Source organism: Achromobacter sp. FW305-C-30-7 (genome assembly GCF_058783105.1).
In genome coordinates this window covers 400,451-424,957 of record NZ_JBYSYI010000002.1, presented here as the reverse complement: position 1 = coordinate 424,957, position 24,507 = coordinate 400,451, and the positions used below count along the sequence as shown (strand labels likewise).

Annotated in this window: 18 protein-coding genes; 14 read left to right on the top strand and 4 right to left on the bottom strand. The window is 66.0% G+C overall.

Features of this window, described 5'->3' with window-relative positions; all coding sequences use genetic code 11:
* Nucleotides 1-115: 115 nt before the first annotated feature.
* Entirely contained in the window at nucleotides 116-1,132 is a 1,017-nt protein-coding gene (locus AC3WOB_RS08935) for a 1-aminocyclopropane-1-carboxylate deaminase (protein WP_013392321.1), read from the bottom strand.
* 182 nt (nucleotides 1,133-1,314) lie between these two features.
* Between AC3WOB_RS08935 and AC3WOB_RS08930 the strand changes: the two genes are divergently transcribed.
* The 13 genes from AC3WOB_RS08930 to AC3WOB_RS08870 all read left to right on the top strand — a co-directional run bounded on the left by AC3WOB_RS08930 (nucleotide 1,315) and on the right by AC3WOB_RS08870 (nucleotide 17,612).
* Complete coding sequence (locus AC3WOB_RS08930) at nucleotides 1,315-1,785, top strand: Lrp/AsnC family transcriptional regulator (protein ID WP_492274780.1); 471 nt, start codon at nucleotides 1,315-1,317, stop codon at nucleotides 1,783-1,785.
* Nucleotides 1,786-2,113: 328 nt separating this feature from the next.
* Nucleotides 2,114-4,981: a 2-oxoglutarate dehydrogenase E1 component gene (locus AC3WOB_RS08925; RefSeq protein ID WP_013392323.1), complete on the top strand. Its 2,868-nt coding sequence runs from the start codon at nucleotides 2,114-2,116 to the stop codon at nucleotides 4,979-4,981.
* 101 nt (nucleotides 4,982-5,082) lie between these two features.
* Nucleotides 5,083-6,312 (top strand): 2-oxoglutarate dehydrogenase complex dihydrolipoyllysine-residue succinyltransferase, encoded by a 1,230-nt coding sequence (gene odhB / locus AC3WOB_RS08920; RefSeq protein WP_013392324.1) that lies wholly within the window; start codon nucleotides 5,083-5,085, stop codon nucleotides 6,310-6,312.
* Between the two features lie 117 nt (nucleotides 6,313-6,429).
* Nucleotides 6,430-7,857: a dihydrolipoyl dehydrogenase gene (gene lpdA, locus AC3WOB_RS08915; protein ID WP_492274779.1), complete on the top strand. Its 1,428-nt coding sequence runs from the start codon at nucleotides 6,430-6,432 to the stop codon at nucleotides 7,855-7,857.
* A gap of 76 nt (nucleotides 7,858-7,933) precedes the next feature.
* Nucleotides 7,934-9,025 carry a cell division protein ZapE gene (zapE, locus tag AC3WOB_RS08910; protein ID WP_492274778.1) on the top strand — a complete coding sequence of 364 codons (1,092 nt, stop codon included), beginning with the start codon at nucleotides 7,934-7,936 and terminating at the stop codon, nucleotides 9,023-9,025.
* Nucleotides 9,026-9,135: 110 nt separating this feature from the next.
* A complete protein-coding gene (locus tag AC3WOB_RS08905; protein ID WP_492274777.1) occupies nucleotides 9,136-9,669 on the top strand; it encodes a sigma-70 family RNA polymerase sigma factor in 534 nt (177 codons plus the stop codon).
* A complete protein-coding gene (locus tag AC3WOB_RS08900) occupies nucleotides 9,662-10,606 on the top strand; it encodes a DUF4880 domain-containing protein (RefSeq protein WP_492274776.1) in 945 nt (314 codons plus the stop codon). The genes AC3WOB_RS08905 and AC3WOB_RS08900 overlap by 8 nt, the downstream gene beginning before the upstream one ends.
* 157 nt (nucleotides 10,607-10,763) lie before the next feature.
* Nucleotides 10,764-13,199: a TonB-dependent siderophore receptor gene (locus AC3WOB_RS08895; RefSeq protein ID WP_085947847.1), complete on the top strand. Its 2,436-nt coding sequence runs from the start codon at nucleotides 10,764-10,766 to the stop codon at nucleotides 13,197-13,199.
* A gap of 103 nt (nucleotides 13,200-13,302) precedes the next feature.
* Nucleotides 13,303-13,935, top strand: coding sequence for a DUF4198 domain-containing protein (locus AC3WOB_RS08890; protein ID WP_013392330.1), 633 nt, complete (start codon nucleotides 13,303-13,305; stop codon nucleotides 13,933-13,935).
* Between the two features lie 23 nt (nucleotides 13,936-13,958).
* The gene (locus tag AC3WOB_RS08885; protein WP_041652797.1) at nucleotides 13,959-14,240 is read left to right on the top strand and encodes a DUF3649 domain-containing protein; all 282 of its coding nucleotides are present in this window, start codon (nucleotides 13,959-13,961) and stop codon (nucleotides 14,238-14,240) included.
* Nucleotides 14,237-15,883 (top strand): PepSY-associated TM helix domain-containing protein, encoded by a 1,647-nt coding sequence (locus tag AC3WOB_RS08880; protein WP_492274775.1) that lies wholly within the window; start codon nucleotides 14,237-14,239, stop codon nucleotides 15,881-15,883. Before AC3WOB_RS08885 ends, AC3WOB_RS08880 begins: the two co-directional genes overlap by 4 nt.
* Nucleotides 15,880-16,203: a DUF3325 domain-containing protein gene (locus AC3WOB_RS08875; protein ID WP_013392333.1), complete on the top strand. Its 324-nt coding sequence runs from the start codon at nucleotides 15,880-15,882 to the stop codon at nucleotides 16,201-16,203. Before AC3WOB_RS08880 ends, AC3WOB_RS08875 begins: the two co-directional genes overlap by 4 nt.
* Nucleotides 16,204-16,259: 56 nt before the next feature.
* Nucleotides 16,260-17,612: a tryptophan--tRNA ligase gene (locus AC3WOB_RS08870; protein ID WP_492274774.1), complete on the top strand. Its 1,353-nt coding sequence runs from the start codon at nucleotides 16,260-16,262 to the stop codon at nucleotides 17,610-17,612.
* Between the two features lie 34 nt (nucleotides 17,613-17,646).
* Here the strand turns inward: AC3WOB_RS08870 and AC3WOB_RS08865 are convergent, their stop codons facing one another.
* The gene (locus AC3WOB_RS08865; protein ID WP_013392335.1) at nucleotides 17,647-18,153 is read right to left on the bottom strand and encodes a hypothetical protein; all 507 of its coding nucleotides are present in this window, start codon (nucleotides 18,151-18,153) and stop codon (nucleotides 17,647-17,649) included.
* A 283-nt stretch (nucleotides 18,154-18,436) separates the two neighbouring features.
* Nucleotides 18,437-20,812: an RNA-binding transcriptional accessory protein Tex gene (gene tex / locus AC3WOB_RS08860; RefSeq protein WP_013392336.1), complete on the bottom strand. Its 2,376-nt coding sequence runs from the start codon at nucleotides 20,810-20,812 to the stop codon at nucleotides 18,437-18,439.
* Between the two features lie 205 nt (nucleotides 20,813-21,017).
* Here tex and yoaA point away from each other — a divergent pair, with 205 nt between their 5' ends.
* Nucleotides 21,018-23,114 carry a DNA repair helicase YoaA gene (gene yoaA / locus AC3WOB_RS08855; protein ID WP_492274773.1) on the top strand — a complete coding sequence of 699 codons (2,097 nt, stop codon included), beginning with the start codon at nucleotides 21,018-21,020 and terminating at the stop codon, nucleotides 23,112-23,114.
* A gap of 112 nt (nucleotides 23,115-23,226) precedes the next feature.
* Here the strand turns inward: yoaA and AC3WOB_RS08850 are convergent, their stop codons facing one another.
* A complete protein-coding gene (locus tag AC3WOB_RS08850) occupies nucleotides 23,227-24,438 on the bottom strand; it encodes an MFS transporter (protein ID WP_492274772.1) in 1,212 nt (403 codons plus the stop codon).
* Nucleotides 24,439-24,507: the final 69 nt, after the last annotated feature.

Here is a 24,507-nt window from a genome sequence, read left to right as displayed (position 1 = left end):
GCGCTTCCTGCATCCATCATGGGCGCGGACGGCGGGGGCTGGCAAGCCCTGCCATTCGAGGCTGGCCGCTCAGCGCAGGTCGCCGCAAGGCCAGGCGAAAGCGCCGTAAGCACCCTTATCCGTTGCGGTAGAGAAAGCTGTAGGCGTTGATCGCCGGCACCCCTCCCAGGTGCGCATACAGAACCCGCGAGCCGGCGGGAATCTCGCCGCGGCGGATGATGTCCATCATGCCCTGCATGGATTTTCCTTCGTAGACCGGGTCGGTCATCATGCCCTCGAGCCGGGCGCACAGGCGGATGGCCTCGTTGGTCTCGGCCGACGGCAAGCCGTAGGCGGGATAGGCATAGCGGGTGTCCAGCACTACGTCGCGCTCTTCGATGGCAGTTTCCAGCCCGACCAGGTCGGCGGTGCGCCGCGCAATGCGCAGGATCTGCGCCCGGGTCTGCTCGGGCGTGCCCGAGGCGTCGATGCCGATGACGCGGTCGGCGCGCCCATCGGCTGCAAAGCCCACCACCATGCCGGCCTGAGTGCTGCCAGTAACCGCGCACACCACGACATAGTCGAACTTGAATCCCAGCTCCGCTTCCTGGCGCCGCACTTCCTCGGCGAAGCCGACGTAGCCCAGGCCGCCCAGCTCGTGGTCCGATGCGCCGGCCGGAATCGCATAGGGCTTGCCGCCGCGCTTGCGGACGTCCTCCAGGGCCTCCTCCCAGCTGCGCCGGAAGCCGATGTCGAAACCCTGATCCACCAGGCGCACGTCAGCGCCCATCAGGCGGCTCATCATGATGTTGCCGACCCGGTCGTAGACCGCGTCCGAATAGTCCACCCAGTTTTCCTGCACCAGCACGCAGGCCAGTCCCAGCTTGGCGGCCACGGCGGCCACCATGCGGGTGTGGTTGGACTGGATGCCGCCGATCGTGACCAGCGTGTCGCAGCCTTGTTCCAGGGCCTGCGGGATCAGGTATTCCAGCTTGCGCAGCTTATTGCCGCCGAAGGCAAGGCCGCTGTTGCAGTCTTCGCGCTTGGCGTAGATCTCGACCTTGCCGCCCAGGTGCGCGGACAGGCGGTCGAGCTTTTCGATGGGGGTGTCGCCGAAGGTCAGGCGATGGCGGGGAAAGCGTTGCAGATCCATGGGGGGCTCCTGTGACGGCCGCGGTTGGTGCGGATGGAAAAATCATAGGAATTGCCTGGATATGGCGTCAATTGCGTATTTTTATGATTTTTCGATTTCGAAGGTTATTAAATTCATTGAATGGTATTTATTATTTGAAGTAAAAAAATAAAAGCGAAATTTAATTTTTAGGGACGGATTAAATGGCAGCCATTTCCAGCCTGGATCGCATCGACCGTCACATCCTGCGCGCCCTGCAGCAGGATGCGCAGATCACCAACCTTGAATTGAGCGCGCGGGTCCACCTCAGCCCCGCCGCCTGCCTGCGGCGCGTGGAAAAGCTCAAGAGCGAGGGCATCATCCGGAAAACCGTGGCCCTGCTCGAGCCCGCCGAGGTCGATATGGCCACCCTGGTCATCGTCGGGGTGGTGCTGGATCGTTCCACGCCCGAGTCCTTCACCGATTTCGAAGCCGCGGCGCGCGGCATCAGCGGCTGCCTGGAATGCCACCTGGTGGCGGGCGAATTCGACTACTTCCTGATGCTGCGCATCCGCGATCTGGAACGTTTCAACAAATTGCATGCCGGCGAGATCATCAAGCTGCCGGGCGTACGCCAGATCCGCACCTTTTTCGTCCTGAAAGAGATCCTGTCGACCACCGAGTTGCCCGTATGAACGAGGCTAACGCGCAACACTGGCAATTCTGTCAGTGAAAATGATGCAATGCGGCATTTTGGGTTGCCAGAAATTGATGGCGCGTAGACGGCGCAATGGAAGGTGTTCGCTGGACATTCCATTGCTGCATGACGGCATTCCGAATGGGCTTTTGCGTCACGCAAACGCAAGAAGACGTCCTTAAACTCAAAGGGCTATACTCTTATCCCATACGGCTTTTAAGGCTTGTACGCGCCTTCTGCCCCTGCTATCCGCTTAACGGGAAGCCCGTGTCGCGGAAGGTTTTCCTGCATCGTGTCGAGTGAAGCACTCGTAAAGGTGAAGCGATATGTCTTCGGAAATAGAATCTCTATCCACGTCTTATCTCTTTGGGGGTAACGCCCCTTATGTTGAGGAGCTTTACGAAGCCTACCTCGACAATCCCGGTTCGGTACCTGACAACTGGCGCGAATACTTCGACCAGCTGCAACACGCTCCCGCCACCGACGGCCAGGAATCCACCCGCGACCAGGCCCACGCTCCCATCGTCGAATCGTTCGCCCAGCGCGCCAAGGCCAATGCCTTCGTGCAACGCGCCGCCGAACCCGACCTGAGCGTGGCCAGCAAGCAGGTTTCGGTGCAGTCGCTGATCGCGGCCTACCGTTCGCTGGGTTCGCGCTGGGCCGATCTGGATCCGCTCAAGCGCCAGGAACGTCCCCCGATCCCCGAACTCGATCCGGCCTTCTACGGCCTGACCGAAGCCGATCTGGATCAAACCTACTCGGCCACCAACACCTACTTCACGACCGCCAGCACCATGACGCTGCGCGACATCCTGAAGGCGCTGCGCGACACGTATTGCCGCAGCATCGGTGCCGAATTCACGCACATCTCCGATCCCGCCGCCAAGCGCTGGATCCAGGAACGCCTGGAAACCACGTTGGGCGCGCCCGCCTATTCGGCCGAAGAAAAGCGCCACATCCTGCAGCAACTGACCGAGTCCGAAGGCCTCGAGCGCTTCCTGCACACCAAGTACGTCGGCCAGAAGCGCTTCTCGCTGGAAGGCGGCGAAAGCTTCATCGCCTCGATGGACGAAGTGGTGAACCACGCCGGTGAAAACGGCGTCCAGGAAATCGTGGTCGGCATGGCCCACCGCGGCCGCCTGAACCTGCTCGTGAACATCATGGGCAAGATGCCCGGCGACCTGTTTGCCGAGTTCGAAGGCAAGCACGCCGAAGGCCTGACCGACGGCGACGTGAAGTACCACAACGGCTTCTCCAGCGACCTGTCCACCCGTGGCGGCCCGGTCCATCTGTCGCTCGCGTTCAACCCGTCCCACCTGGAAATCGTCAACCCCGTGGTCGAAGGCAGCGTGCGCGCTCGCCAGGAACGCCGCGGCGATGCCGAAGGCAAGCAAGTGCTGCCGGTGCTGGTGCACGGCGACGCAGCCTTCGCCGGCCAGGGCGTGGTCATGGAAACCCTGAACCTGGCCCAGACCCGCGGCTACGGCACGGGCGGCACCCTGCACATCGTCATCAACAACCAGATCGGCTTCACCACGTCCGACCCGCGCGACTCGCGTTCGACGCTGTATTGCACCGACGTGGTCAAGATGATCGAAGCCCCGGTGTTCCACGTCAACGGCGACGATCCCGAAGCCGTGGTGTTCGTCACCAAGCTGGCTCTGGACTACCGCCAGCAGTTCCGCCATGACATCGTCGTGGACATCGTCTGCTTCCGCAAACTGGGCCACAACGAGCAAGACACCCCGTCGCTGACGCAGCCTCTGATGTACAAGCGCATCGGCCACCACCCCGGCACGCGCAAGCTGTACGCCGACAAGCTGACCACGCAAGGCGTGCTGGCCGAAGGCGAAGCCGACCAACTGGTGAAGGACTACCGCCAGCTGATGGAAGACGGCCAGCGCACCATCGAGCCGGTGCTGACCGACTACAAGAGCAAGTACGCCATCGACTGGTCGCCGTTCCTGGGCGCCAAGTGGACCGACCAGGCCGACACCGCCGTGCCGCTGGCCGAACTCAAGCGCATCGGCGAACGCATCACCACCGTGCCGGAAGGCTTCACGGTGCACCCGCTGGTCGCCAAGCTGCTGAACGACCGCCGCACCATGGCCAAGGGCGAAATGAACCTGGACTGGGGCATGGGCGAACACCTCGCCTTCGCCACCCTGGTGTCCTCGGGCTACGCCATCCGCATCACCGGCCAGGACTCGGGCCGCGGCACGTTCACGCACCGCCACGCCGTGCTGCACGACCAGAACCGCGAACGCTGGAACGACGGCACCTACATTCCGCTGCAGAATGTCTCGGAAGGCCAGGCTCCGTTCACCGTCATCGACTCCGTGCTGTCCGAAGAGGCGGTGCTGGCGTTTGAATACGGCTACTCCAGCGCCGAACCCAACACGCTGACCATCTGGGAAGGCCAGTTCGGCGACTTCGTCAACGGCGCCCAGGTCGTGATCGATCAGTTCATCAGCTCCGGCGAAGCCAAGTGGGGCCGCCAATCGGGCCTGACCCTGATGCTGCCGCACGGCTACGAAGGCCAGGGTCCCGAGCACTCGTCGGGCCGCATCGAGCGCTTCCTGCAGCTGTGCGCCGACAACAACATGCAGGTGATCCAGCCGACCTCCGCGTCGCAGATCTTCCACGTGTTGCGCCGTCAGATGATCCGTCCGTTCCGCAAGCCGCTGGTGCTGTTCACGCCCAAGTCGCTGCTGCGCAACAAGGACGCCGGCTCCCCCCTGACCGATCTGGCAGGCGGCAGCTTCCGTCCGGTCATCGGCGAAGTCGACGAGGCCATCGACGCCAGCAAGGTCAAGCGCGTGCTGGCTTGCTCGGGCAAGGTCTACTACGATCTGGTCAACGCCCGCCGCGAGCGTGGCGCCGACAACGTGGCGATCATCCGTGTCGAACAGCTGTACCCGTTCGCGCACAAGTCGTTCGAAACGGAACTGCGCAAGTACCCGAAGGCAACCGAAGTGATCTGGGTTCAGGACGAACCGCAGAACCAGGGCGCCTGGTTCTACGTTCAGCATCATGTGTACGAAAACATGGTCGAAGGCCAGAAGCTGGGCTATGCCGGCCGCGCCGCGTCGGCATCGCCGGCCGTGGGCTACCTGGCCAAGCACCAGGAGCAGCAGAAGGCCCTGATCGAAACGGCTTTCGCGCCCAAGTTCAAGGTCATGTTGACGAAGTAACACGCGCTTGATGCACGCGCCGCGCGCGCAGGTTTCCGGAATTGGATTTCGAAGCTTGCCGCGCAGCGCGACCAGAACACAAACTTTACGGAACAAACAAAATGGCTATTACCGACGTCGTCGTCCCCCAACTCTCCGAATCCGTCTCCGAAGCGACGCTGCTGACCTGGAAGAAGCAGCCCGGCGCTGCCGTTGAAGCGGACGAAATCCTGATCGAAGTCGAAACCGACAAGGTCGTGCTGGAAGTGCCGGCTCCGGCCTCGGGCGTGCTGGCTGAAATCGTCAAGGGCGACGGCAGCACCGTCACCTCGGGCGAAGTGCTGGCCCGCATCGACACCGCCGGCAAGGCCGCCGTTGCCGCCGCCGCACCCGCCGCCGAAGCTCCCAAGGCCGCTGAGCAAGCCGCTGCCGCTCCGGCCGCCGCGCCCGCTTCGTCGGCAGCTGCCGGCGTGGCTTCGCCCGCCGCCTCCAAGATCCTGGCCGAGAAGGGCGTCGACGCCGCTTCCGTGGCCGGCACCGGCCGCGACGGCCGCGTGACCAAGGGCGACGCCCTGGCCGCCGGCGCACCCGCCAAGGCCGCTCCGGCCAAGGCCGCCGCCCCGGTCGCTCCCCCGACGCTGTCGCTGGACGGCCGTCCGGAACAGCGCGTGCCGATGAGCCGCCTGCGCGCTCGCATCGCCGAGCGCCTGCTGCAATCGCAACAGGAAAACGCGATCCTGACCACGTTCAACGAAGTGAACATGCAAGCGGTCATCGACCTGCGCAGCAAGTACAAGGACAAGTTCGAAAAAGAACACGGCATCAAGCTGGGCTTCATGTCGTTCTTCGTCAAGGCTGCCGTTGCCGCCCTGAAGAAGTACCCGCTGATCAACGCCTCGATCGACGGCAAGGACATCATCTACCACGGCTACTTCGACATCGGTATCGCTGTCGGCAGCCCGCGTGGCCTGGTTGTGCCGATCCTGCGCAACGCTGACCAACTGTCCATCGCCGACATCGAAAAGACCATCGCCGACTTCGGCCGCCGCGCGGCCGACGGCAAGCTGGGCATTGAAGAAATGACCGGCGGCACGTTCTCGATCTCCAACGGCGGCGTGTTCGGCTCGATGCTGTCGACCCCGATCATCAACCCGCCGCAATCAGCCATCCTGGGCGTGCACGCCACCAAGGATCGCGCCGTCGTCGAAAACGGCCAGATCGTCATCCGCCCGATGAACTACCTGGCGCTGTCCTACGACCACCGCATCATCGACGGCCGCGAAGCCGTGCTGGGCCTGGTCGCCATGAAGGACGCCCTGGAAGATCCGCAGCGCCTGTTGCTGGACCTGTAATCTCGACGCCCCGGCCCGGCGCCCACGCGACCCCAGGGTCTTGCGGCGCCCCGGCCGGCTTCATGCCGGCCCGCAGGGCGGGGCGTGCTCCACTCAATACCTCTACGCGAGAACACTATGTCCAAACAATTTGACGTCGTCGTCATCGGCGCGGGCCCCGGCGGCTACATCGCCGCCATCCGCGCCGCGCAGCTCGGCATGTCGGTGGCGTGCATCGACGCCTGGCAGAACGGCCAAGGCGGCCCGGCTCCCGGCGGCACCTGCACCAACGTCGGTTGCATCCCGTCCAAGGCGCTGCTGCAGTCGTCCGAACACTTTGAGCAGGTCAATCACCACTTCGCCGACCACGGCATCGAAGTCAAGGGCGTCAGCCTGAAGCTCGACACGCTGATCGGCCGCAAGAACACGGTGGTCAAGCAGAACAACGACGGCATCCTGTACCTGTTCAAGAAGAACAAGGTCACCTTCTTCCATGGCAAGGGCGCGTTCGCCGGCCAGGTTGACGGCGGCTGGGCCATCAAGGTCACCGGCACCGCCGAGGAAGACCTGGTTGCCAAGCACGTGGTGGTCGCCACCGGTTCGTCGGCGCGCGAGTTGCCCGGCCTGCCGTTCGACGAAAAGGTCGTGCTGTCCAACGACGGCGCGCTGAACATCGGCGCCGTGCCGAAGACGCTGGGCGTGATCGGCGCCGGCGTGATCGGCCTGGAAATGGGCAGCGTATGGCGCCGCCTGGGTTCCGAAGTCACCATCCTGGAAGCGATGCCGGAATTCCTGGCCGCCGCTGACGGTCAAGTGGCCAAGGAAGCCCTGAAGGCCTTCACCAAGCAAGGCCTGAACATCCAGATGGGCGTCAAGATCGGTGAGATCAAGGCGACCGCCAAGTCCGTCACCGTGCCTTATGTCGACGCCAAGGGCGCCGAGCAGAAGCTGGTGGTCGACAAGCTGATCGTCTCGATCGGCCGCGTGCCTTACACCGGCGGCCTGAACGCCGACACCGTGGGCCTGAAGCTCGACGAACGCGGCTTCGTGGCCGTGGACGGCGACTGCAAGACCAACCTGCCGAACGTCTGGGCGGTGGGCGACGTGGTGCGCGGTCCGATGCTGGCGCACAAGGCCGAGGAAGAAGGCGTGGCGGTTGCCGAGCGCATCGCCGGCCAGCACGGCCACGTCAACTTCGACACCGTGCCGTGGGTGATCTACACCTCGCCGGAAATCGCCTGGGTCGGCAAGACCGAGCAGCAACTCAAGGCCGAAGGCCGCGAGTACAAGGCCGGCAGCTTCCCCTTCCTGGCCAACGGCCGCGCCCGCGCGCTGGGCGATACCACCGGCTTCGCCAAGGTGATCGCCGATGCCAAGACCGACGAGGTCCTGGGTGTGCACATCGTGGGCCCGATGGCCTCGGAACTGATCTCGGAAGCCGTGACCATCATGGAATTCCGTGGCGCGGCCGAAGACATCGCCCGCATCTGCCACGCGCACCCGACGCTGTCGGAAGCCGTGAAGGAAGCCGCATTGGCCGTGGACAAGCGCGCGTTGAACTTCTGATACGCGCGTAGCCGATGCAAGACGGGGGCGGGTTCACGGATCCGCCCTTTTTTCATTCTGCTTTACCTGCTCCCACATGAACGTCAGCGAATACTACGAACACGCCCTGGCCGAGCGCGGCTACCAGCCAGACGAGGCCCAGAAAAAGGCGATCGACCGGCTGCAGCGCTATTTCGACGAATGGGTCAAGTTCAAGTCGATGCGCTCGAACGCGCTGAAGAAGCTGCTGAACCGCCCCGACGTGCCGCGCGGCGTGTACCTGTGGGGCGGAGTGGGGCGGGGCAAGAGCTTCCTGATGGACGCCTTCTACGCCACCGTGCCCGTGGTGCGCAAGACGCGCCTGCATTTCCACGAGTTCATGCGTGGCGTGCACCGCGAACTCGAAGAAGTGAAGGGCATGCAGGATCCGCTGGACGAAGTGGCCAGGCGCGTGGCCAAGCGCTATCGCCTGATCTGCTTCGACGAATTCCACGTTTCCGACGTGGCCGACGCGATGATCCTGCACCGCCTGCTGTTCAAGCTGTTCGAGTACGGCACGTCCTTCGTGATGACGTCCAACTACGAACCTTCGACCCTGTATCCGGACGGGCTGCACCGCGACCGCATCCTGCCCGCCATCCAGCTGATCCAGGCGCGCATGGACATCATGAACGTGGATGCCGGCGTCGACTACCGTCGCCGTTCGCTGGAGCAGGTGCAGTGTTATCACACGCCGCTGGACGAGCATGCCCAGCAGGCACTGCAGAAAGCGTTCGACAGCCTGGCCGATACGCCGCCCCAGGACCCGGTGCTGCATATCGAGCACCGCGAGATCCGCGCGCTGGCTCTGGGCGGATCGGTGGTGTGGTTCGACTTCGCCACGCTTTGCGGCGGGCCGCGTTCGCAGAACGATTACCTGGAGTTGGCCAACCGTTTCCACGCGGTGATCCTGTCGGGCGTGCCCCGCATGGGACCGCGCCAGGCTTCCGAGGCGCGCCGCTTCACCTGGCTGATCGACGTGTTCTACGACCACCGCATCAAGCTCATCATGTCGGCCGAGTGCGAGCCCGAGGAAATCTACACCGAGGGCGCGCTGGCCAATGAATTCCACCGCACCGTCTCGCGCATTCTGGAAATGCAGTCGCGCGAGTACCTGGAATCGGAACGTCGCCACACCGTGTCGTTGTAGTCGCGCCGCATCCGCCCATATTTTCCGGGCGGCGCTTGCTTGAAATTGGTAATACAAGTCATTATCAATTAAGATTTGGAGACTTCTGGTCCAGTACCGCAGTTTCCAACGTGTCCTCCCCCTTCCTGTCCGCATCGGCCGCGCGCACCGATACTTGTGCCGCGCCCGTCGATGGCCTGTATCGCGATCACCGCCCCTGGCTGTTCGGCTGGCTGCGCCGCAGGCTGGGCTGCGAGCACCGCGCGGAAGATCTGGCGCAGGACGTGTTCCTGCGGGTGATCCAGGGCCGCAAGGCAGTTCGCGCCGGCGATGCCCGGGCGCTGCTGACCACCATCGCGAAGGGCCTGGTGGTGGACCATCAACGGCATGCGGCGCTGGAACGGGCATACCTTGCCTATCTGTCCGCCATCCCCGAGGCCTACGCGCCGTCTCCCGAAGAGCAGGCCGAGCAATTGCAATCGCTGGCGCGGCTGGATCGCCTGCTGGACGGACTGCCGCCGAAGGCCCGGTCCGCATTTCTGCTATCGCAGCTCGACGGCCTGACCTATCCCGAGATCGCCCGGCGGCTCGAAATTTCCCTGAGTTCGGTGCAGCAGTACATGGTGCGCGCCATGACCGCGTGCTACGCGGCGTTTGATGACTAGCGCCGCGGATCCGGTGGCGGACCAGGCGATCGCCTGGTGGGTGCGGCTGCAATCTGGAATGGCCGGTGTGGGCGAGCGGCAGTCGTGCGAGGCATGGCTGGCGCAGGATCCCGCGCACCGCCAGGCCTGGGACCGCCTGCAGCGCATCAGCCAGGATGCGCGCCGCGTGCCGGCGGCGTTGGCGCATTCCGCGCTATCCGCGCCTCGGTCGAATGGACGTCGCGCGGTGCTACGTGGATTGCTGGCTATCGGCGGCACGGCCGTCACCGGCTGGGCGGGCTATCGCCATGCGCCGTGGCAACGCTTGGCCGCCGATCTCAACACCGGCGTCGGCGAACGGTTGGCGGTCGCGGTGGCCGATGGGCTGCACATCACCTTGAACAGCGACAGCGCGGTGCGCCTGCACTTGCAGGGCGATGCCCGCGGCATGGACCTGCTGCGCGGCGAAGTGCTGGTACGGACTGAAATGCGACCCGCCATGGCGGCGTTGCGCGTGGACACGGGCCATGGGGAATTGCGCGCCGAACGGGCGCGCTTTGATTTGCGGCGCACGGCCGAAGGCGCACGACTGGGCGTGTACGAAGGCAGCGTGGTGCTGTTGCGCGCCGGCGTGGCCACGCACGCGGAAGCGGGCGAGCGCCTGGAGTTCTCCGGGCATGGCGAAGTCGGCCGCCGCGCATCCGATCCCGACCGACTGGCCTGGACCGACGGGCTGGTGGTGGCCAAGGACTGGCGCCTGGACTACTTCGCCCAATACCTGGCCCGTCAGCGCCTGGGCATGATTCGGGTGGATCCGGCGGTGGCCGGCCTACGCTTGTCGGGCGTGTTTCCGCTGGACGATGCCGAACGCGCGCTCAAGGCGCTGGAGCCTGCCTTGCCCATCCGTGTGACGCGGCATACGCAGTACTGGCTGCAGGTCGGTCCGCGCGAGGCTTGAGCGTTACAAATTTTCTTGCCTGCGGCTTGCAGGTTTTCCGATCCCGTACGGAAGGCAGGGATAGATACCACCGTACAGGGAGAGTTTTGTGTCCGCTTCATCTCAATCGCGCTTGCGCGCCCCCTTGTCCGCCGGCCGCGTCGCCGTGCTGGCCGCCATGTGCGCGGGCGGGCTCGTCGCCGGCATGCCGCAGGCCTGGGCGCAATCGGCGCCCGCCTCCGCGAACGCGCCACGCAGCTACCAGATCGCTGCCGGCCCCTTGGCCGACGCCTTGACGCAGTTCGCGCGCAGCGCCGGCGTGGTGCTGTCGTTCGACCCGGCGCTGGTGCGCGGACGCCGCTCGGAAGGGTTGGCGGGCGCGTACTCGGTGGGCGCGGGATTCTCTCGCATCCTGGCGGGCAGCGGCCTGCAGGCGCGCGCGCAATCGGGCAATACCTGGACGCTGGTGCAGGTTGCTGCGTCCGCGGGCGATACGCCCACGCTGGCGCCGGTGACCGTGTCGGGCATGTCCGACAGCGCGATCACGACGGTGGGCTACGTCGCCACGGTGAGCGCCAGCGCCACCAAGACCGACACTCCGCTGATCGAAACGCCGCAGTCGATATCGGTTGTCACGCGAGAGCAGATCACGGAGCAGGGCGCGCAGACGTTGAACCAGGTGCTGCGTTACACCGCGGGCGTGGCCACGGAATCGCGCGGCGCCACCGCCACGCGCCTGGACCAGTTCAGCGTGCGCGGCTTTCAGGCATCGTCCTACCTGGACGGCCTGCGGGTATTCGGCGGCCGTGACGCCTTGCCGCAAGTGGACACCTATCGCCTGGAGCGCGTGGACGTGCTGAAGGGGCCAGCTTCCGTCATGTACGGGCAGGGCGGTCCGGGCGGCGTGGTCAACCAGGTCAGCAAGCGCCCGCTGGAAGAGACGCTGCGCGAGGTCGAGGTGCAGGTTGGCAACTATGACTACCGCCGTGCCAATTTCGATTTCGGCGGCCCGGTGGATGACGAAGGCAAATTCCTGTATCGCCTGGTCGGCTCGGGCTATATGTCCGACGGCCAGGTCAAAGACACCAAGGAGCGCCGCTACTTCGTGTCTCCGGCCTTCACCTGGAAGCCCAGCGGCGACACCACGCTGACGGTGCTGACGAACTTCCAGCGCGATCCCGACATGGGTTCCTACGGCAGCGTGCCGGCCATGCGCACGCTGCTCTCGGCGCCCGACGGCATCCGTCTGCCGGCGGACTACTACGACGGCGACGCCAACTTCGAAAAGAGCGACCGTAAGAGCTATTCGCTGGGCTATGTGCTGGAGCATCGCTTCAACGACACCTTCAAGGCCTCGCAGAGCCTGCGCTGGACGCGCTCGGAAGCGCAGTACCGCAGCATCTACGGCGCGATGACCAATAACTACGGCTACACCGACAAGACCTACCGCTACCAGCAGCGCGCGTCGATTGCGACCGACGTGGACGTGGGCGCGCTGACCCTGGACAACAACCTGCAGGCGCGCTTCAACACCGGCCGCTTCGCGCATACCGCGCTGCTGGGCTTTGACTACCAGCACGTCAAGACCGACACGCTGTCGGGCTTTGGCACCGCGCCCGCGCTGGACGTGCTGAACCCGGACAACCATCAGAACATCCCGACGCCGGCGTTCTCGACGGACGCGACCTCCAAGCAATATCAGGCCGGCCTGTACTTCCAGGACCAGATCAAGATCGACCGCCTCTCGGTGCTGCTGGGCGGCCGCTACGATTGGTCGCGCACGGTGGGCGAGACCACCACGCTCGCCACCGGCCGGGTCGCGCCGTCCTCGCTGAACGCGGAGAAATTCTCCGGTCGCCTGGGCGTGATCTACAACTTCGACAACGGCGTGGCGCCTTACTTCAGCTATTCGGAATCGTTTGAACCGCAATCGGGCACGGGTTGGCAGAACACGCCCTTCAAGCCGATCGAAGGCAACCAGTACGAGGTCGGCATCAAGTACCAGCCGCCGGGCAGCGCCACGCTGCTGTCGGTTGCGGCATTCGACATCCGGCGCGAGAACATGACCACCACGGATCCGGATCCGACCCATATCTGCGGCACGGCCGGCGGGCGCTGCTCGATCCAGGCGGGCGAACTGCGCACCCAGGGTATCGAGCTGGAAGCCAAGACCGAGCCCATGCGCGGACTGACGCTGGTGGCGGCGTATTCCTTGATGGACAACGAGTACTCCAAGGGCTACCCCAACGCCGCGGGCCTGAACCTGAAGGGCAAGGCGCCCGTGGGCGTGCCTTCGCAGCAGGCTTCCGCCTGGGCCCGCTACCAACTGCAGGACGGTCCGCTGGCGGGCATGGGCGTGGGCGGCGGCGTGCGCTACATCGGTTCCTCGTACGGCAACGAGACCAACACGCTGAAGGTGCCGTCGGTCACGCTGTTCGACCTGATGCTGGACTATGACCTGGGCCGTGCATCGCCTTCGCTCAAGGGCATGCAGGTGGCGCTGAACGTGCAGAACCTGTTCGACAAGGAGTACGTCGCGTCGTGCTCGGGCGATTCCTGGTGCTGGTACGGCTATCAGCGCTCCATCAAGGCCAGCCTGCGCTATCGCTGGTAAGACGGATGGCTACTTCGAAGTGAGAATGGTTATAATTTAAAACCCTCCGAATCGGGCCTGGCCGCGGGGCTGGCTCGATTCGGTCCTCTAAAGGAAATCAACAATGACATTCGCAAGAACCTTGGCCGCTATCGCCCTCATGGGCGCGGCGGGCGCCGCGCAGGCGCATTTCGTTTGGCTGGAACGCAGCGCCGAGGGACCGGCCAAGGCGTACTTCGGGGAATGGGCGGACGACGTGCGCGAAAAGCGCGACGGCCTGCTCGGCAAGATCATGGTGGCGCCGGTCGTGACGGGCGCCGACGGCAAGGCGCTGAAGGCCTCGGGCGAGGGCGCGGATTTCCTCGAATTCGCGGCGGCGGGCAAGGGTGACGTGCGCCTGCGCCAGGCCTACCAGTTCAAGGACACCCTGGTGCAGTACGGCGCCAAGGCTGGCCGCGCGGACACCGAAGGCAAGCTGGACCTGGAACTCGTGCCCGTCGCGGCCGGGACCAACGCTTTCGTGCTGCAGTTCAAGGGCAAGCCGCTGGCGAAAACGGAAGTCACCGTGTTCGGCCCGCCCAAGTGGGAGAAGCGCTTCCACAGCGATGAGAACGGCCGCATCGAAATCACCACGCCATGGCCCGGCCAGTACGTGCTCGAAGCCGCCCATGTCGAAGACAAGGCCGGCGAGGCCGATGGCAAGGCCTACGCCAAGATCCGTTACGTATCCACTCTGACCTTCAACGTTTCCCAGTGAAAGCTCCCGCTGCCGGCGCAGGCATGATGCGCTACCGTCTGGCCGTCTTTTCCAGGGCGGCGGCCGCCATTTTGGGCGGTTATGTGCTGGCGTCGGCGGCTGCGGCCTGCCTGGCCATCTGGCTGCCCATGCGGCGGCCGGACGCCGTGATCACGGCGCAAATGCTGTCCTTCGTGTTCTATGCCTGCGGCGTGATCTGGGTCTTCGCCACGCGCAATGCCTGGCGCGCCTGGGCGGGCGTGCTGTTGCCCGCCGCGCTGCTGGGCGCGCTGTTCGCGGTAGGCCGCATGACGGGGGCGGCATGAAGGCGAAAGTGGAAAAAGCGCAGGGCGAGGAAGGACTGCGCCAATCCATGTCCTGGCTGCACACGTGGTCGGGGCTGATCTTCGGCTGGGTGCTGTTCGCGATGTTCCTGACCGGCACGCTGGCGTTCTTCCGCCCCGAGATCACGAGCTGGATGCAGCCCGAGATCCAGGTGCGGCCCGCGCCCGCGGCGCAGTCCGTGGCTGCGGCGCAGCGCTACCTGAGCGAACATGCGCCCGACGCCACGCGCTGGTTCATCTCGCCGCCGTCCGACCGCGAGCCGTACCTCCAGGTGCTCTACCTGGTGCCCAAGCCCAAGCCGGGCGAGCGCGGCTTCGTGCGCGTAAAGCTGGATCCGGCTACCGGCCAGGCCTTGACCGCGCGCGAGACGCGCGGCGGCGACTTTTTCTACCGTTTCCATTTCGAACTGGAAACCGCCTTTCCGTGGGGGCGCTGGCTCGCCAGCATCGCCGGCATGTTCATGCTGGTGGCCATCATCAGCGGCATCATCACCCACAAGAAGATCTTCACCGACTTCTTCACTTTCCGGCCCAGAAAGGGCGGCCAGCGCGCCTGGATGGACGGCCATAACGTCTTGTCGGTGCTGGGGCTGCCGTTCCACCTGATGATCACGTTCAGCGGGCTGGTGTTGTTCATGGCCATGTTGATGCCGGCCGGCATCCTGGCGGTGTACGAAAGTCCGCGCCAATACTCCGACGACGTCTTCAAGTCCTTCAGGGTCACGCCCGCGCGCAATGAGCCCGCGCCCTTGCTTCCGCTCGCGCCGCTGGTGGAGCAGGCGCAGCAGCACTGGCAAGGCGGCCGGGTGGGGCGCGTCACCGTCAACCATCCCGGCGATGCCGGCGCGACCGTGACCCTGGTGCGCGATGCCGCCGATGGCGTGTCGTTTGGCAAGCTGGCGCCGTACATGCGCTTTGATGGCGTTACGGGCGCGCTGCAGGAAAGCGAGGACGAGCTCGGCGCCACCGCGCGGACAGCGGGCGTCATCGTCGGCCTGCACCTGGGCCTGTTCGCAGAACCGTTCTTGCGCTGGCTATATTTCCTGGTCAGCATGGCAGGTACGGCCATGGTGGGCACGGGCATGGTCCTGTGGATCGCCAAGCGGCGCCAGAAGGCGCGTCCGGGCGCGCGTGAAGCGTTTTCGTTGCGGCTGGTGGATGCGCTCAATGCCGGCACCATCGCGGGCCTGTTCATCTCGGTCGCCGCTTTTTTCTGGGCCAACCGCCTGCTGCCCGTCGACCTGCCGGGCAGGCAGTTCTGGGAATCGCGCGCCTTCTTTGCCGCCTGGGGCCTGTCGCTGGTCTACGCCTTCCTGTTCCAGCATCGCAAGTGGCGCGATCTGCTGGCTGCCGCGGCGGCCTCTCTGGCGCTGGTGCCGGTGGTCAACGCCCTGACGACCTCGCGCCATCTGGGCGTGTCCCTGCCCACGGGCGACTGGGTCATGGCGGGTTTCGATCTGACTTGCCTGGCCGGGGCGCTGCTGCTGGCCTGGATGGCGCGCAAGGCCGCCCGCGCAGGCAAGGCGGCCGCCAAGGCGCCCATCAAGGGCCGCGCCGCGACCAAGCCCGCAGCCCAGTCCCAGCCTGTCCAGTCCGCCTACGAACCTAGAGGGGATACGCCATGACGCTTGCCGCCTTTTGCCTGGCCTATGCCGGTTTTGCCGCCTTGTGCCTGGGCATGGATCGTCACTACGAAGACCTGTTCGACCGGGCCTTGCCGCGGCGCCACCGCTTGCCTCTGCGGCTGTTCGGCTGGGCTGCGCTGGCCCTGTCGCTGTGCGCTTCGGCAGCGGTTTGGGGCTGGAGCTATGGCACGGTCGAATGGATAGGCATCCTCAGCATTGCCGGGCTGCTGCTGATCTGGTTCCTGACGTTCCGGCCTCGCGCCGCGTTGACCGCCGGCGGCCTGTGCGCGCTGGCGGCGCCGGTGCTGGCCGTTCTGTAGCCGCGCGCCCGGCACGTTACACTGGGCGTTTCCCCTAGCAAACGCCTCTTCGCCTCATGAATACCCGCGTCCTTACCGGCATCACCACCTCTGGAACTCCCCACCTCGGCAATTACGCGGGCGCCATCCGTCCCGCCGTTCAGGCCAGCGCGCAGCCCGGCGTGGACGCATTCTTCTTCATGGCGGACTACCATGCCCTCATCAAGTGCGACGACCCCGCCCGCGTGGCGCGCTCGCGCCTGGAAATCGCCGCCACCTGGCTGGCGGTGGGGCTGGACCACGAACGCGTGACCTTCTACCGGCAGTCGGACATCCCGGAGATTCCCGAACTGACCTGGCTGTTGAACTGCGTCACCGCCAAGGGCCTGATGAACCGGGCGCATGCGTACAAGGCGTCGGTGGACCAGAACACGGAGAAGGGCCTGGAACCGGACGACGGCGTCACGATGGGCTTGTTCTCGTATCCGGTGCTGATGGCGGCGGACATCGTCATGTTCAACGCCAACAAGGTGCCCGTGGGCCGCGACCAGATCCAGCATCTGGAAATGGCGCGCGACATCGCCCAGCGTTTCAACCACCTGTATGGCCGCGATTACTTCACGCTGCCGGAAGTCGTGATCGAAGAGGACGTGGCGACCTTGCCAGGCCTGGACGGCCGCAAGATGTCCAAGAGCTACAACAACACCATTCCGCTGTTCGAGGGCGGCGCCAGCGCGCTGCGCGCGGCGGTGATGCGCATCGTGACCGATTCGCGCGCGCCGGGCGAGCCCAAGGACGCCGAGAATTCGCATCTGTACACCATCTACCGCGCCTTCGCCACGCACGAACAGGCCGCCACGCTGCGCAAGCAACTCGAAGAGGGCATGGGCTGGGGCGAGGCCAAGCAGGCGTTGTACGACCATCTTGAAAACCTGCTGGCGCCCATGCGCGAGAAGTACTTCGATCTGATGGCCAACCCCGGCCGCATCGAAGACATCCTGCAGGCGGGCGCCGCCAAGGCGCGCAAGCTGGCCACGCCGTTCATGCACGAGCTGCGCCAGGCGGTGGGCCTGCGCAATCTGGAGGCCGCGTCGGGCGCCCGGGCCGCGCAGCCCAAGAAGGAAAAGGGCAAGGGCGCGCGCTTCGTCAGCTTCCGCGATGAAGACGGCGGCTTCCGCTTCCGCTTGCTGGCTGCCGACGGCGAGGAACTGCTGCTGTCGCAGCGCTTCGCCGATCCGAAGGAGGCTGGCGCCCTGATGCGCCGCCTGCAGTCGGAACCGGCCGATGCGGTGCTGCAGGCCGACGGGCAAGGCTATGCCGCAATGATCGACGGCGTGGCCGTGGCGACCGCGCCGGCGGGCGCGCAGGATGCATCCGGCGCCTCATTGGCGCGCGCGCGCGCCGCGCTGTCGTCGCTGTCGCAGGAATAAGCCCCAGGGGCCGGCGCAAAGCCGGCCCGCAGGTTCAGGCGGCGCGGGCGCTGGCCACGATGCGCCCGTCGCGCACCTGGAAGCGCTGGGCGCTGCCCTGGCCGGCGATCTCGAGCATGTCGCCTTCCGTGTAGCCCGTGACGTTCGGGCAGTCCAGCCATTCCGGGTTGATGAACGGAAAGTACTTCAATGTGCCGCTGCCCTGGCTGGCGAAATCGAAGGTGGTGTTGGCCACCACTTCCGGATCCCATTGGCTGGCGTCGAAGGTCAGCGCACAACCCGCGCCGATGCGGTAAGTGATGCTGGCCCCCATGCTGGCGAATCCCAGCGCGCCGACGTGCAACTGCGCACCGTTGCTCAGTTCGATGACGCGGCTGCCCAGCCGCTCCAGCGTGATGTGCTTGAAGCTCACTTCGGCGCCGTCCACAAGCAGGTGCGAATACTGGCCCAGGGTGATTTCGCTGTAGACGCCGCTGGCGTTGGCTTCCTTTTCAGTGATGGTTGCCGTTTCATTGGCGGCAAGTGTGATGGTATGGGACATGGCGGGGCGGATCTCCGGTCGTTCAGGGCAGGGCGCTGCTGTTGTTGTTGTGCTGCTCCCCGGCAAGCGTTGCGCGCCATGGCTCGCCTGCTCGCGGGGGGGCTTTGTGTCGCTGCGCGGCCTGGCGCCGTCGGGTCTTATTATTTGGACACAATTAGATATTTTCTATCATTTTTGATAGTTGCGGCTTGAGCGAACACAAGTAACCCGTCTCTTTACGGGTAAGCCCTAGGTAAAAAAAACCGGCGCACCAGGCGCCGGTTTTTCGTGGAGCGGCATTCGCTCAGCGCTTGAGCTTGGCGAACGCGTCCGCCATGGCGCTGTTCATGCCGGCGCCGGCGCCGGAACCACCGCGGCCGCCGTCGCCCTGCGGCCGGCGGTTGCGGTCGCCGCCCTTGGGCGCGTCGGCGCTGCGGCGGGCGGGCGCCGCGGTGTCGTTCAGGCGCATGGTCAGCGCCACGCGCTTGCGAGCCGCGTCCACTTCCAGCACCTTCACGCTCACCGTCTGGCCCACGCGCACGACGTCGCGCGGATCCTTCACGAACTTCTCGGCCAGGGCCGAGATGTGGACCAGGCCGTCCTGGTGCACGCCGATGTCGACGAACGCGCCGAAGTTGGCCACGTTGGTCACGACGCCTTCCAGCACCATGCCCGGGTACAGGTCGTTCAGGGTCTCGACGCCTTCCTTGAACTGCGCCGTCTTGAATTCCGGGCGCGGATCGCGGCCGGGCTTTTCCAGTTCGGCGAAGATGTCGCGCACCGTCGGCAGACCGAAGCGCTCGTCGGTGAAGTCGGACGGCGACACGCCCTTGAGGGCTTCGCGCTGGCCGATGATCTGCTTCACTTCGGCCTTGATCTTGGCGACGATGCGTTCGACCACCGGATAGGCTTCCGGGTGGACCGACGAGGCGTCCAGCGGGTTGTCGCCGTTGGGAATGCGCAGGAAGCCCGCGGCCTGCTCGAACGCCTTGTCGCCAAAGCGCGGCACCTTGCGCAGGATCTCGCGGGTTGGGAAGGCGCCGTTCTCGTCGCGCCAGGCGACGATGTTCTTGGCCAGCAGGGAATTCAGGCCGGACACGCGGGCCAGCAGGGCGGCGGACGCGGTGTTCACGTCCACGCCCACGGCGTTCACGCAATCCTCGACCACGGCGTCCAGCGAACGCGCCAGCTCGCGCTGGTTGACGTCATGCTGGTACTGGCCCACGCCGATGGCCTTGGGATCGATCTTGACCAGTTCGGCCAGCGGATCCTGCAGGCGGCGCGCGATGGACACGGCGCCGCGCAGCGTCACGTCCAGGTCAGGGAATTCCAGGGCGGCGGTTTCGGACGCGGAATAGACGGAAGCGCCGGCTTCGGAGACCACCACGCGGGTGACCTTCAGGTTCGGGAAGCGTTCCATCATGTCGCCCACCAGTTTTTCGCTTTCGCGCGAGGCGGTGCCGTTGCCGATGGCGATCAGGTCGACCTTGTGGCGCGCCACCAGGGCGGCCAGCGTGTTGATGGTGCCTTCGCGGTCGCGGCGCGGCTCGAACGGGTACACGGTGGTGGTGTCCACGACCTTGCCGGTCTGGTCGATCACCGCGACCTTGCAGCCGGTGCGGATGCCGGGGTCCAGGCCCAGCACGGCCTTGGGGCCGGCCGGCGCGGCCAGCAGCAGGTCCTTCAGGTTGGCGGCGAACACGCGGATGGCTTCGGTTTCGCCGCTTTCGCGCAGGCGGCCGATCAGTTCGCTTTCGAAGGCCGTCAGCAGCTTCACGCGCCAGGTCCAGCGGCAGACTTCACCGAGCCAGCGGGCGCGCGGCGTGGCGTCCAGTGCGAACAGGCCGTTACCCAGCTTCAGGAAGCCGGCGATGCGGGCCACGCAAGGGTGCGGCGTTTGCGCTTCGAGTTCGGCTTCCAGGCCCAGGCGCAGTTCCAGCACGCCTTGCTGGCGGCCGCGCAGCAGCGCCAGGATGCGGTGCGAGGGCAGGGTGCGCAGCGGCTCGTTGAAGTCGAACCAGTCGCGGAAATTGGCGCCCTCGGTTTCCTTGCCGTCGACCATCTTGGAATGGATCAGGCCGGTGGACCACAGGTGCTCGCGCATGTCGGCCAGCAGGTCCGCGTTTTCCGCGTAGCGCTCGGCCAGGATGTCGCGCGCGCCGTCGAGCGCGGCCTTGGCGTCGTTGATGGACGCTTCCGGATTCAGGTACTGCGCGGCCAGCGCGGCGGGGTCGCAGGCGGGATCGGCCAGGATGCCGTCGGCCAGCGGCTCCAGGCCTGCTTCGCGGGCGATCTGGGCGCGGGTGCGGCGCTTGGGCTTGTACGGCGCGTACAAGTCTTCCAGGCGTTGCTTGGTGTCGGCCGTGGCGATTTCCTGCTGCAGCGCTTGCGTGAGCTTGCCCTGCTGCGAGATGGATTCAAGAATGGAGCCGCGGCGCTCTTCGAGTTCGCGCAGATAGCCCAGGCGCACTTCGAGATTGCGCAGCACGGTATCGTCCAGGCCGCCGGTGGCTTCCTTGCGATAGCGGGCGATGAAGGGCACGGTGGCGCCATCGTCCAGCAATTCCACCGCCGAAGCGATCTGGGAGGCGCGCGTGCCCAGCTCGGTGGCGAGCTGCGCGACGATGCGGGCGTTGTCGACGCCGGCGGCGACGTACGTGATAGCGGAAGTTTCAGACATCTCGATACGACGACAAAAAGGAAAAACAAGGGGCGGATTGTGCCATAAGCCGCTGTTACAAAACGTGCCAGGGTGGACGGATATGTCCCCCTTGCGCTGCCCGGGTGGCCAATCGGCGGTCCGGCAGCGGGTATCATTTGGTCCTTTCCCACACATGTGTCTGGCGCCCGAACCGCAACCGGCACCGGTTCACCGTTGACTCGCTATGCTGGACCTGGACATCTCCGAATTCTTCGACGCCGACGGGCCTTTGGCCACGGCCTTGCCCGGCTACAAGCCGCGCCCCTCGCAGGTTGAACTCTCGCAGGCCATAGGCCAAGCCATCCAGGACCGCGCCACCCTGGTAGCCGAGGCGGGCACCGGCATCGGCAAGACCTGGGCCTATCTTGTACCCGCCTTCATCCAGGGCGGCAAGGTGCTGATTTCCACCGGCACCCGCACCCTGCAGGACCAGCTTTTCGCCCGCGACCTGCCGCGCGTGCGCGCGGCGCTGGCCGCGCCGGTGACCGCCGCGCTGCTCAAGGGCCGCGGCAACTACGTCTGTCATTACCACCTGGACCGCCTGCAGGGCGACGAGCGCGCCTTGAAGTCGCGCACCGAAATCCAGCAGCTGCGCCAGATCCAGGTGTTCGCCGGCATCTCCAAGACGGGTGATCGCGGCGACCTGGCGCAGGTGCCGGAAGACGCCGACATCTGGCAGCGCGTGACCTCCACGCGCGAGAACTGCCTGGGCCAGGAATGCCCGCGCATTCGCGACTGTTTCGTGGTGAAGGCGCGCCGCCAGGCGCAAGAAGCCGACGTGGTGGTGGTCAACCACGCCCTGTTCATGGCCGACCTGGTGCTGCGCGAAGAGGGTGTGACCGATCTGCTGCCCGAAGCGGACACCGTGATCTTCGACGAAGCGCACCAGTTGCCGGATACCGCCACCCGCTTCCTGGGCAGCAGCGTGTCCACGCACCAACTGCTGGATTTTGGCCGCGCGATGGAAGCGGCCGGCCTGGCCTATGCGCGCGAGGCCGCCAAATGGAGCGACGTCAGCCGCCATGTGGAAACGGCGGCGCGCGAGTTGCGGCTGGTCTGTGCGCCGCTGGACAAGATGCCGGGCCGCAAGGCCACCTTCGAGGCCATTCCCAATCCCGAGGAATTCGACGAAGCGCTATTGGCGCTGCGCGAGGCCGTGGACGGCGCGGCGAAGGCGCTGGGCGCGGTCGCCGAAAAACATCCGGACCTGATGGCGGCCGCGCGCAGTGGCGCCGAAATTTCGGTGCGGCTCAAGCGCTGGGCCACGCCGGGACGGGCGACCGCGGATCACGGCGACGAAGGCTGGGGCCGCGACGATCAGGCGCCCGAGCCCGCGCTGCAATCGGCGCTGGGCGACGGACTCTCCACGCCCGCCGCGATCCTGGAAGGCGCAGCCGCCGCGGAACAATGGACCGGTCCGGCGGTGCGCTGGGTCGAGCACGGCCAGCACCACGTGCGGCTGCATTCCGCGCCGCTGTCGGTGGCCCAGGCTTTTTCCAAGTACCGCAAGCCGGGCCAGGCCTGGATCATGACTTCGGCCACCTTGTCCGTGAACGGCGAGTTCACCCACTTCACCAGCCAGCTGGGGTTGGAAAAGGCGCGCACGGGCAAGTGGGAATCGCCCTTCGACTATCCCGAACAAGCCTTGCTGTTCGTGCCGCGCGGCATGCCCGAACCGCAATCGCCGCAGTTCCTCGACCGTTTCGTGCAGACGCTACTGCCGCTGCTGGAGGCCAGTCCCGGCGGCACGCTGGTGCTGTGCACGACGCTGCGCGCCGTGGACAAGGTCGCCAACCTGCTGGCCGACGCCTTCGACGATGCCGGACATGAATGGCCCTTGCTCAAGCAGGGCGAGGGCACGCGCCGCGACCTGCTGGACCGCTTCTGCAAGCTGGAGCATCCGGTGCTGGTGGGCAGCGCCAGTTTCTGGGAAGGCATCGACCTGCCGGGCGACGTGCTGACCCTTGTGGCGATCGACAAGCTGCCGTTCGCGCCGCCCGACGATCCCGTCATCGAGGCGCGGCTGCGTGCCTGCCGCGCGCAGGGCGGCAATCCGTTTTCGGAATACCAGTTGCCCGAAGCCGCGATTTCGCTCAAGCAGGGCGCGGGCCGCTTGATCCGCACGGAATCCGATTGGGGGGTGCTGATGGTGGGCGATGCGCGCCTGGTCGAAAAGCCTTACGGCAAGCGACTGTGGCGCGGATTGCCGCCGTTTGCGCGGACGCGCGAGCTGGAAGAGGTGCTGGCGTTCTACCGGCGCAAGCAGGAACCGCAGGGCTAGAAGCGGGGCTGTGTCAGAACACACGCCAGGAGGTGGCCCCGCCAAAGGTGGCCCCGCCAAAGGTGGCCTCGCCTGCTGATTGCGCCGCCGCAATGCGGGCTCGCCGGCATGGTCAGGCGGCGACCCGTTCAGTCCTGCGCGACAGCGCCCACCATCCTGTCATGACCGCGGCCAGGCCCACGATGGGCAGCATGGCGGCATTCAGCGCCTCCCAGCCCATGCGCGCCAGCGCCGGCCCGGCGGCCAGCGTGGCCAGTGCGGTGGTGGCATAGCGCAGCATCTCGGCCGCCCCTTGCACCCGTGCCCGTTCGGCGGGACGGTAGGATTGGGCCAGCAGCGTGGTGCCGCCTACGAACATGAAGTTCCAGCCCACGCCCAGGCAGAACAATGCCGCATGGAAGGCCGTGAGCGAAGTCGATTGCATCGCGATCAGCGAGCAGGCCGCGTTCAGCGCCATGCCCATGCCGAGCACGCGCGGCAGTCCCAGCCGGTTGATCAACGCGCCGGCGAAAAACGCCGGGGCGTACATGCCGATGAGGTGCCACTGCATGATGCTGGCGCCGTCGGCGATGCTGTGCTGGCAGGCCACGGCGGCGAGCGGCGCGGCCGTCATGACGAACATCATCGAGACCGATCCCACGACATTGTTGGCCAGCGCCGCCACGAATATCGGCTGCCGCATGACTTCGCCCAAGGGGCGGGCCGGCAGGCCCGCGGCCTGCGTGTCGGCGGGCTGGCTGTCGTCGGCTTCCTGGTCGCGGTAGGCGAGGAGCAGCAGCGCGCTGGCCGCTCCCAGCAGGGCCACCATCAGATAGGCGCCTGAGAAGATCGCGGCGGGAAAGATGTCCTTGGCCCAGGCAGCCAGCGCCGGTCCTGCAATGGCCGCGATGACGCCGCCGGTCAGAACCACGGAGATGGCGTGGCTCTTGGCTTCGGCGGGCACCGCGTCCGCGGCCGCCAGCCGGTAGTACTGCGCGAAGGCCTGGAACACGCCGACCAGCGCCGTGCCCAGGCAAAAGAGCCAGAAGTCGCTGGCGAAGACCGCGGCCACGGAAATCAGCCCGCCGGCCGCGCCCGCCAGCGATCCCAATATGAAACCGGCGCGCCGGCCGATGCGCTGCATGAGCAAGGAGGCATACCAGGTCACCGCGGCGCCCGCCACCGTGATCAGCGCGAAAGGCAGCGTCGCCAGCGCCGGATGCGGCGCCAGCATCTGGCCGGTCAGCGCCGTCAGGGTCAGGTCGATGGAGATCGCCGCGATGTACAGGCCTTGGCAGACGGCGAGGATGCGGGCATTGCGCAGGCCGCGCAGGGAAGCGTTCATGGCGGGAGCAGGTCCGGAGGATTGACAGGCCCCACTCTAGCGCCCGAAACTATGGCAAGAATGACTATT

Bases quoted from the DNA above. Each gene is read 5' to 3' on its own strand.
- AC3WOB_RS08875 (WP_013392333.1), top strand. From the start codon at position 15,880: ATGACGCTTGCCGCCTTTTGCCTGGCCTATGCCGGTTTTGCCGCCTTG.
- AC3WOB_RS08865 (WP_013392335.1), bottom strand. From the start codon at position 18,153: ATGTCCCATACCATCACACTTGCCGCCAATGAAACGGCAACCATCACT.
- tex (WP_013392336.1), bottom strand. From the start codon at position 20,812: ATGTCTGAAACTTCCGCTATCACGTACGTCGCCGCCGGCGTCGACAAC.
- AC3WOB_RS08850 (WP_492274772.1), bottom strand. From the start codon at position 24,438: ATGAACGCTTCCCTGCGCGGCCTGCGCAATGCCCGCATCCTCGCCGTC.
- AC3WOB_RS08870 (WP_492274774.1), top strand. From the start codon at position 16,260: ATGAATACCCGCGTCCTTACCGGCATCACCACCTCTGGAACTCCCCAC.
- AC3WOB_RS08895 (WP_085947847.1), top strand. From the start codon at position 10,764: ATGTGCGCGGGCGGGCTCGTCGCCGGCATGCCGCAGGCCTGGGCGCAA.
- AC3WOB_RS08880 (WP_492274775.1), top strand. From the start codon at position 14,237: ATGAAGGCGAAAGTGGAAAAAGCGCAGGGCGAGGAAGGACTGCGCCAA.
- AC3WOB_RS08890 (WP_013392330.1), top strand. From the start codon at position 13,303: ATGACATTCGCAAGAACCTTGGCCGCTATCGCCCTCATGGGCGCGGCG.
- yoaA (WP_492274773.1), top strand. From the start codon at position 21,018: ATGCTGGACCTGGACATCTCCGAATTCTTCGACGCCGACGGGCCTTTG.
- AC3WOB_RS08935 (WP_013392321.1), bottom strand. From the start codon at position 1,132: ATGGATCTGCAACGCTTTCCCCGCCATCGCCTGACCTTCGGCGACACC.
- zapE (WP_492274778.1), top strand. From the start codon at position 7,934: ATGAACGTCAGCGAATACTACGAACACGCCCTGGCCGAGCGCGGCTAC.
- AC3WOB_RS08885 (WP_041652797.1), top strand. From the start codon at position 13,959: ATGATGCGCTACCGTCTGGCCGTCTTTTCCAGGGCGGCGGCCGCCATT.
- odhB (WP_013392324.1), top strand. From the start codon at position 5,083: ATGGCTATTACCGACGTCGTCGTCCCCCAACTCTCCGAATCCGTCTCC.
- AC3WOB_RS08925 (WP_013392323.1), top strand. From the start codon at position 2,114: ATGTCTTCGGAAATAGAATCTCTATCCACGTCTTATCTCTTTGGGGGT.
- AC3WOB_RS08930 (WP_492274780.1), top strand. From the start codon at position 1,315: ATGGCAGCCATTTCCAGCCTGGATCGCATCGACCGTCACATCCTGCGC.
- lpdA (WP_492274779.1), top strand. From the start codon at position 6,430: ATGTCCAAACAATTTGACGTCGTCGTCATCGGCGCGGGCCCCGGCGGC.
- AC3WOB_RS08900 (WP_492274776.1), top strand. From the start codon at position 9,662: ATGACTAGCGCCGCGGATCCGGTGGCGGACCAGGCGATCGCCTGGTGG.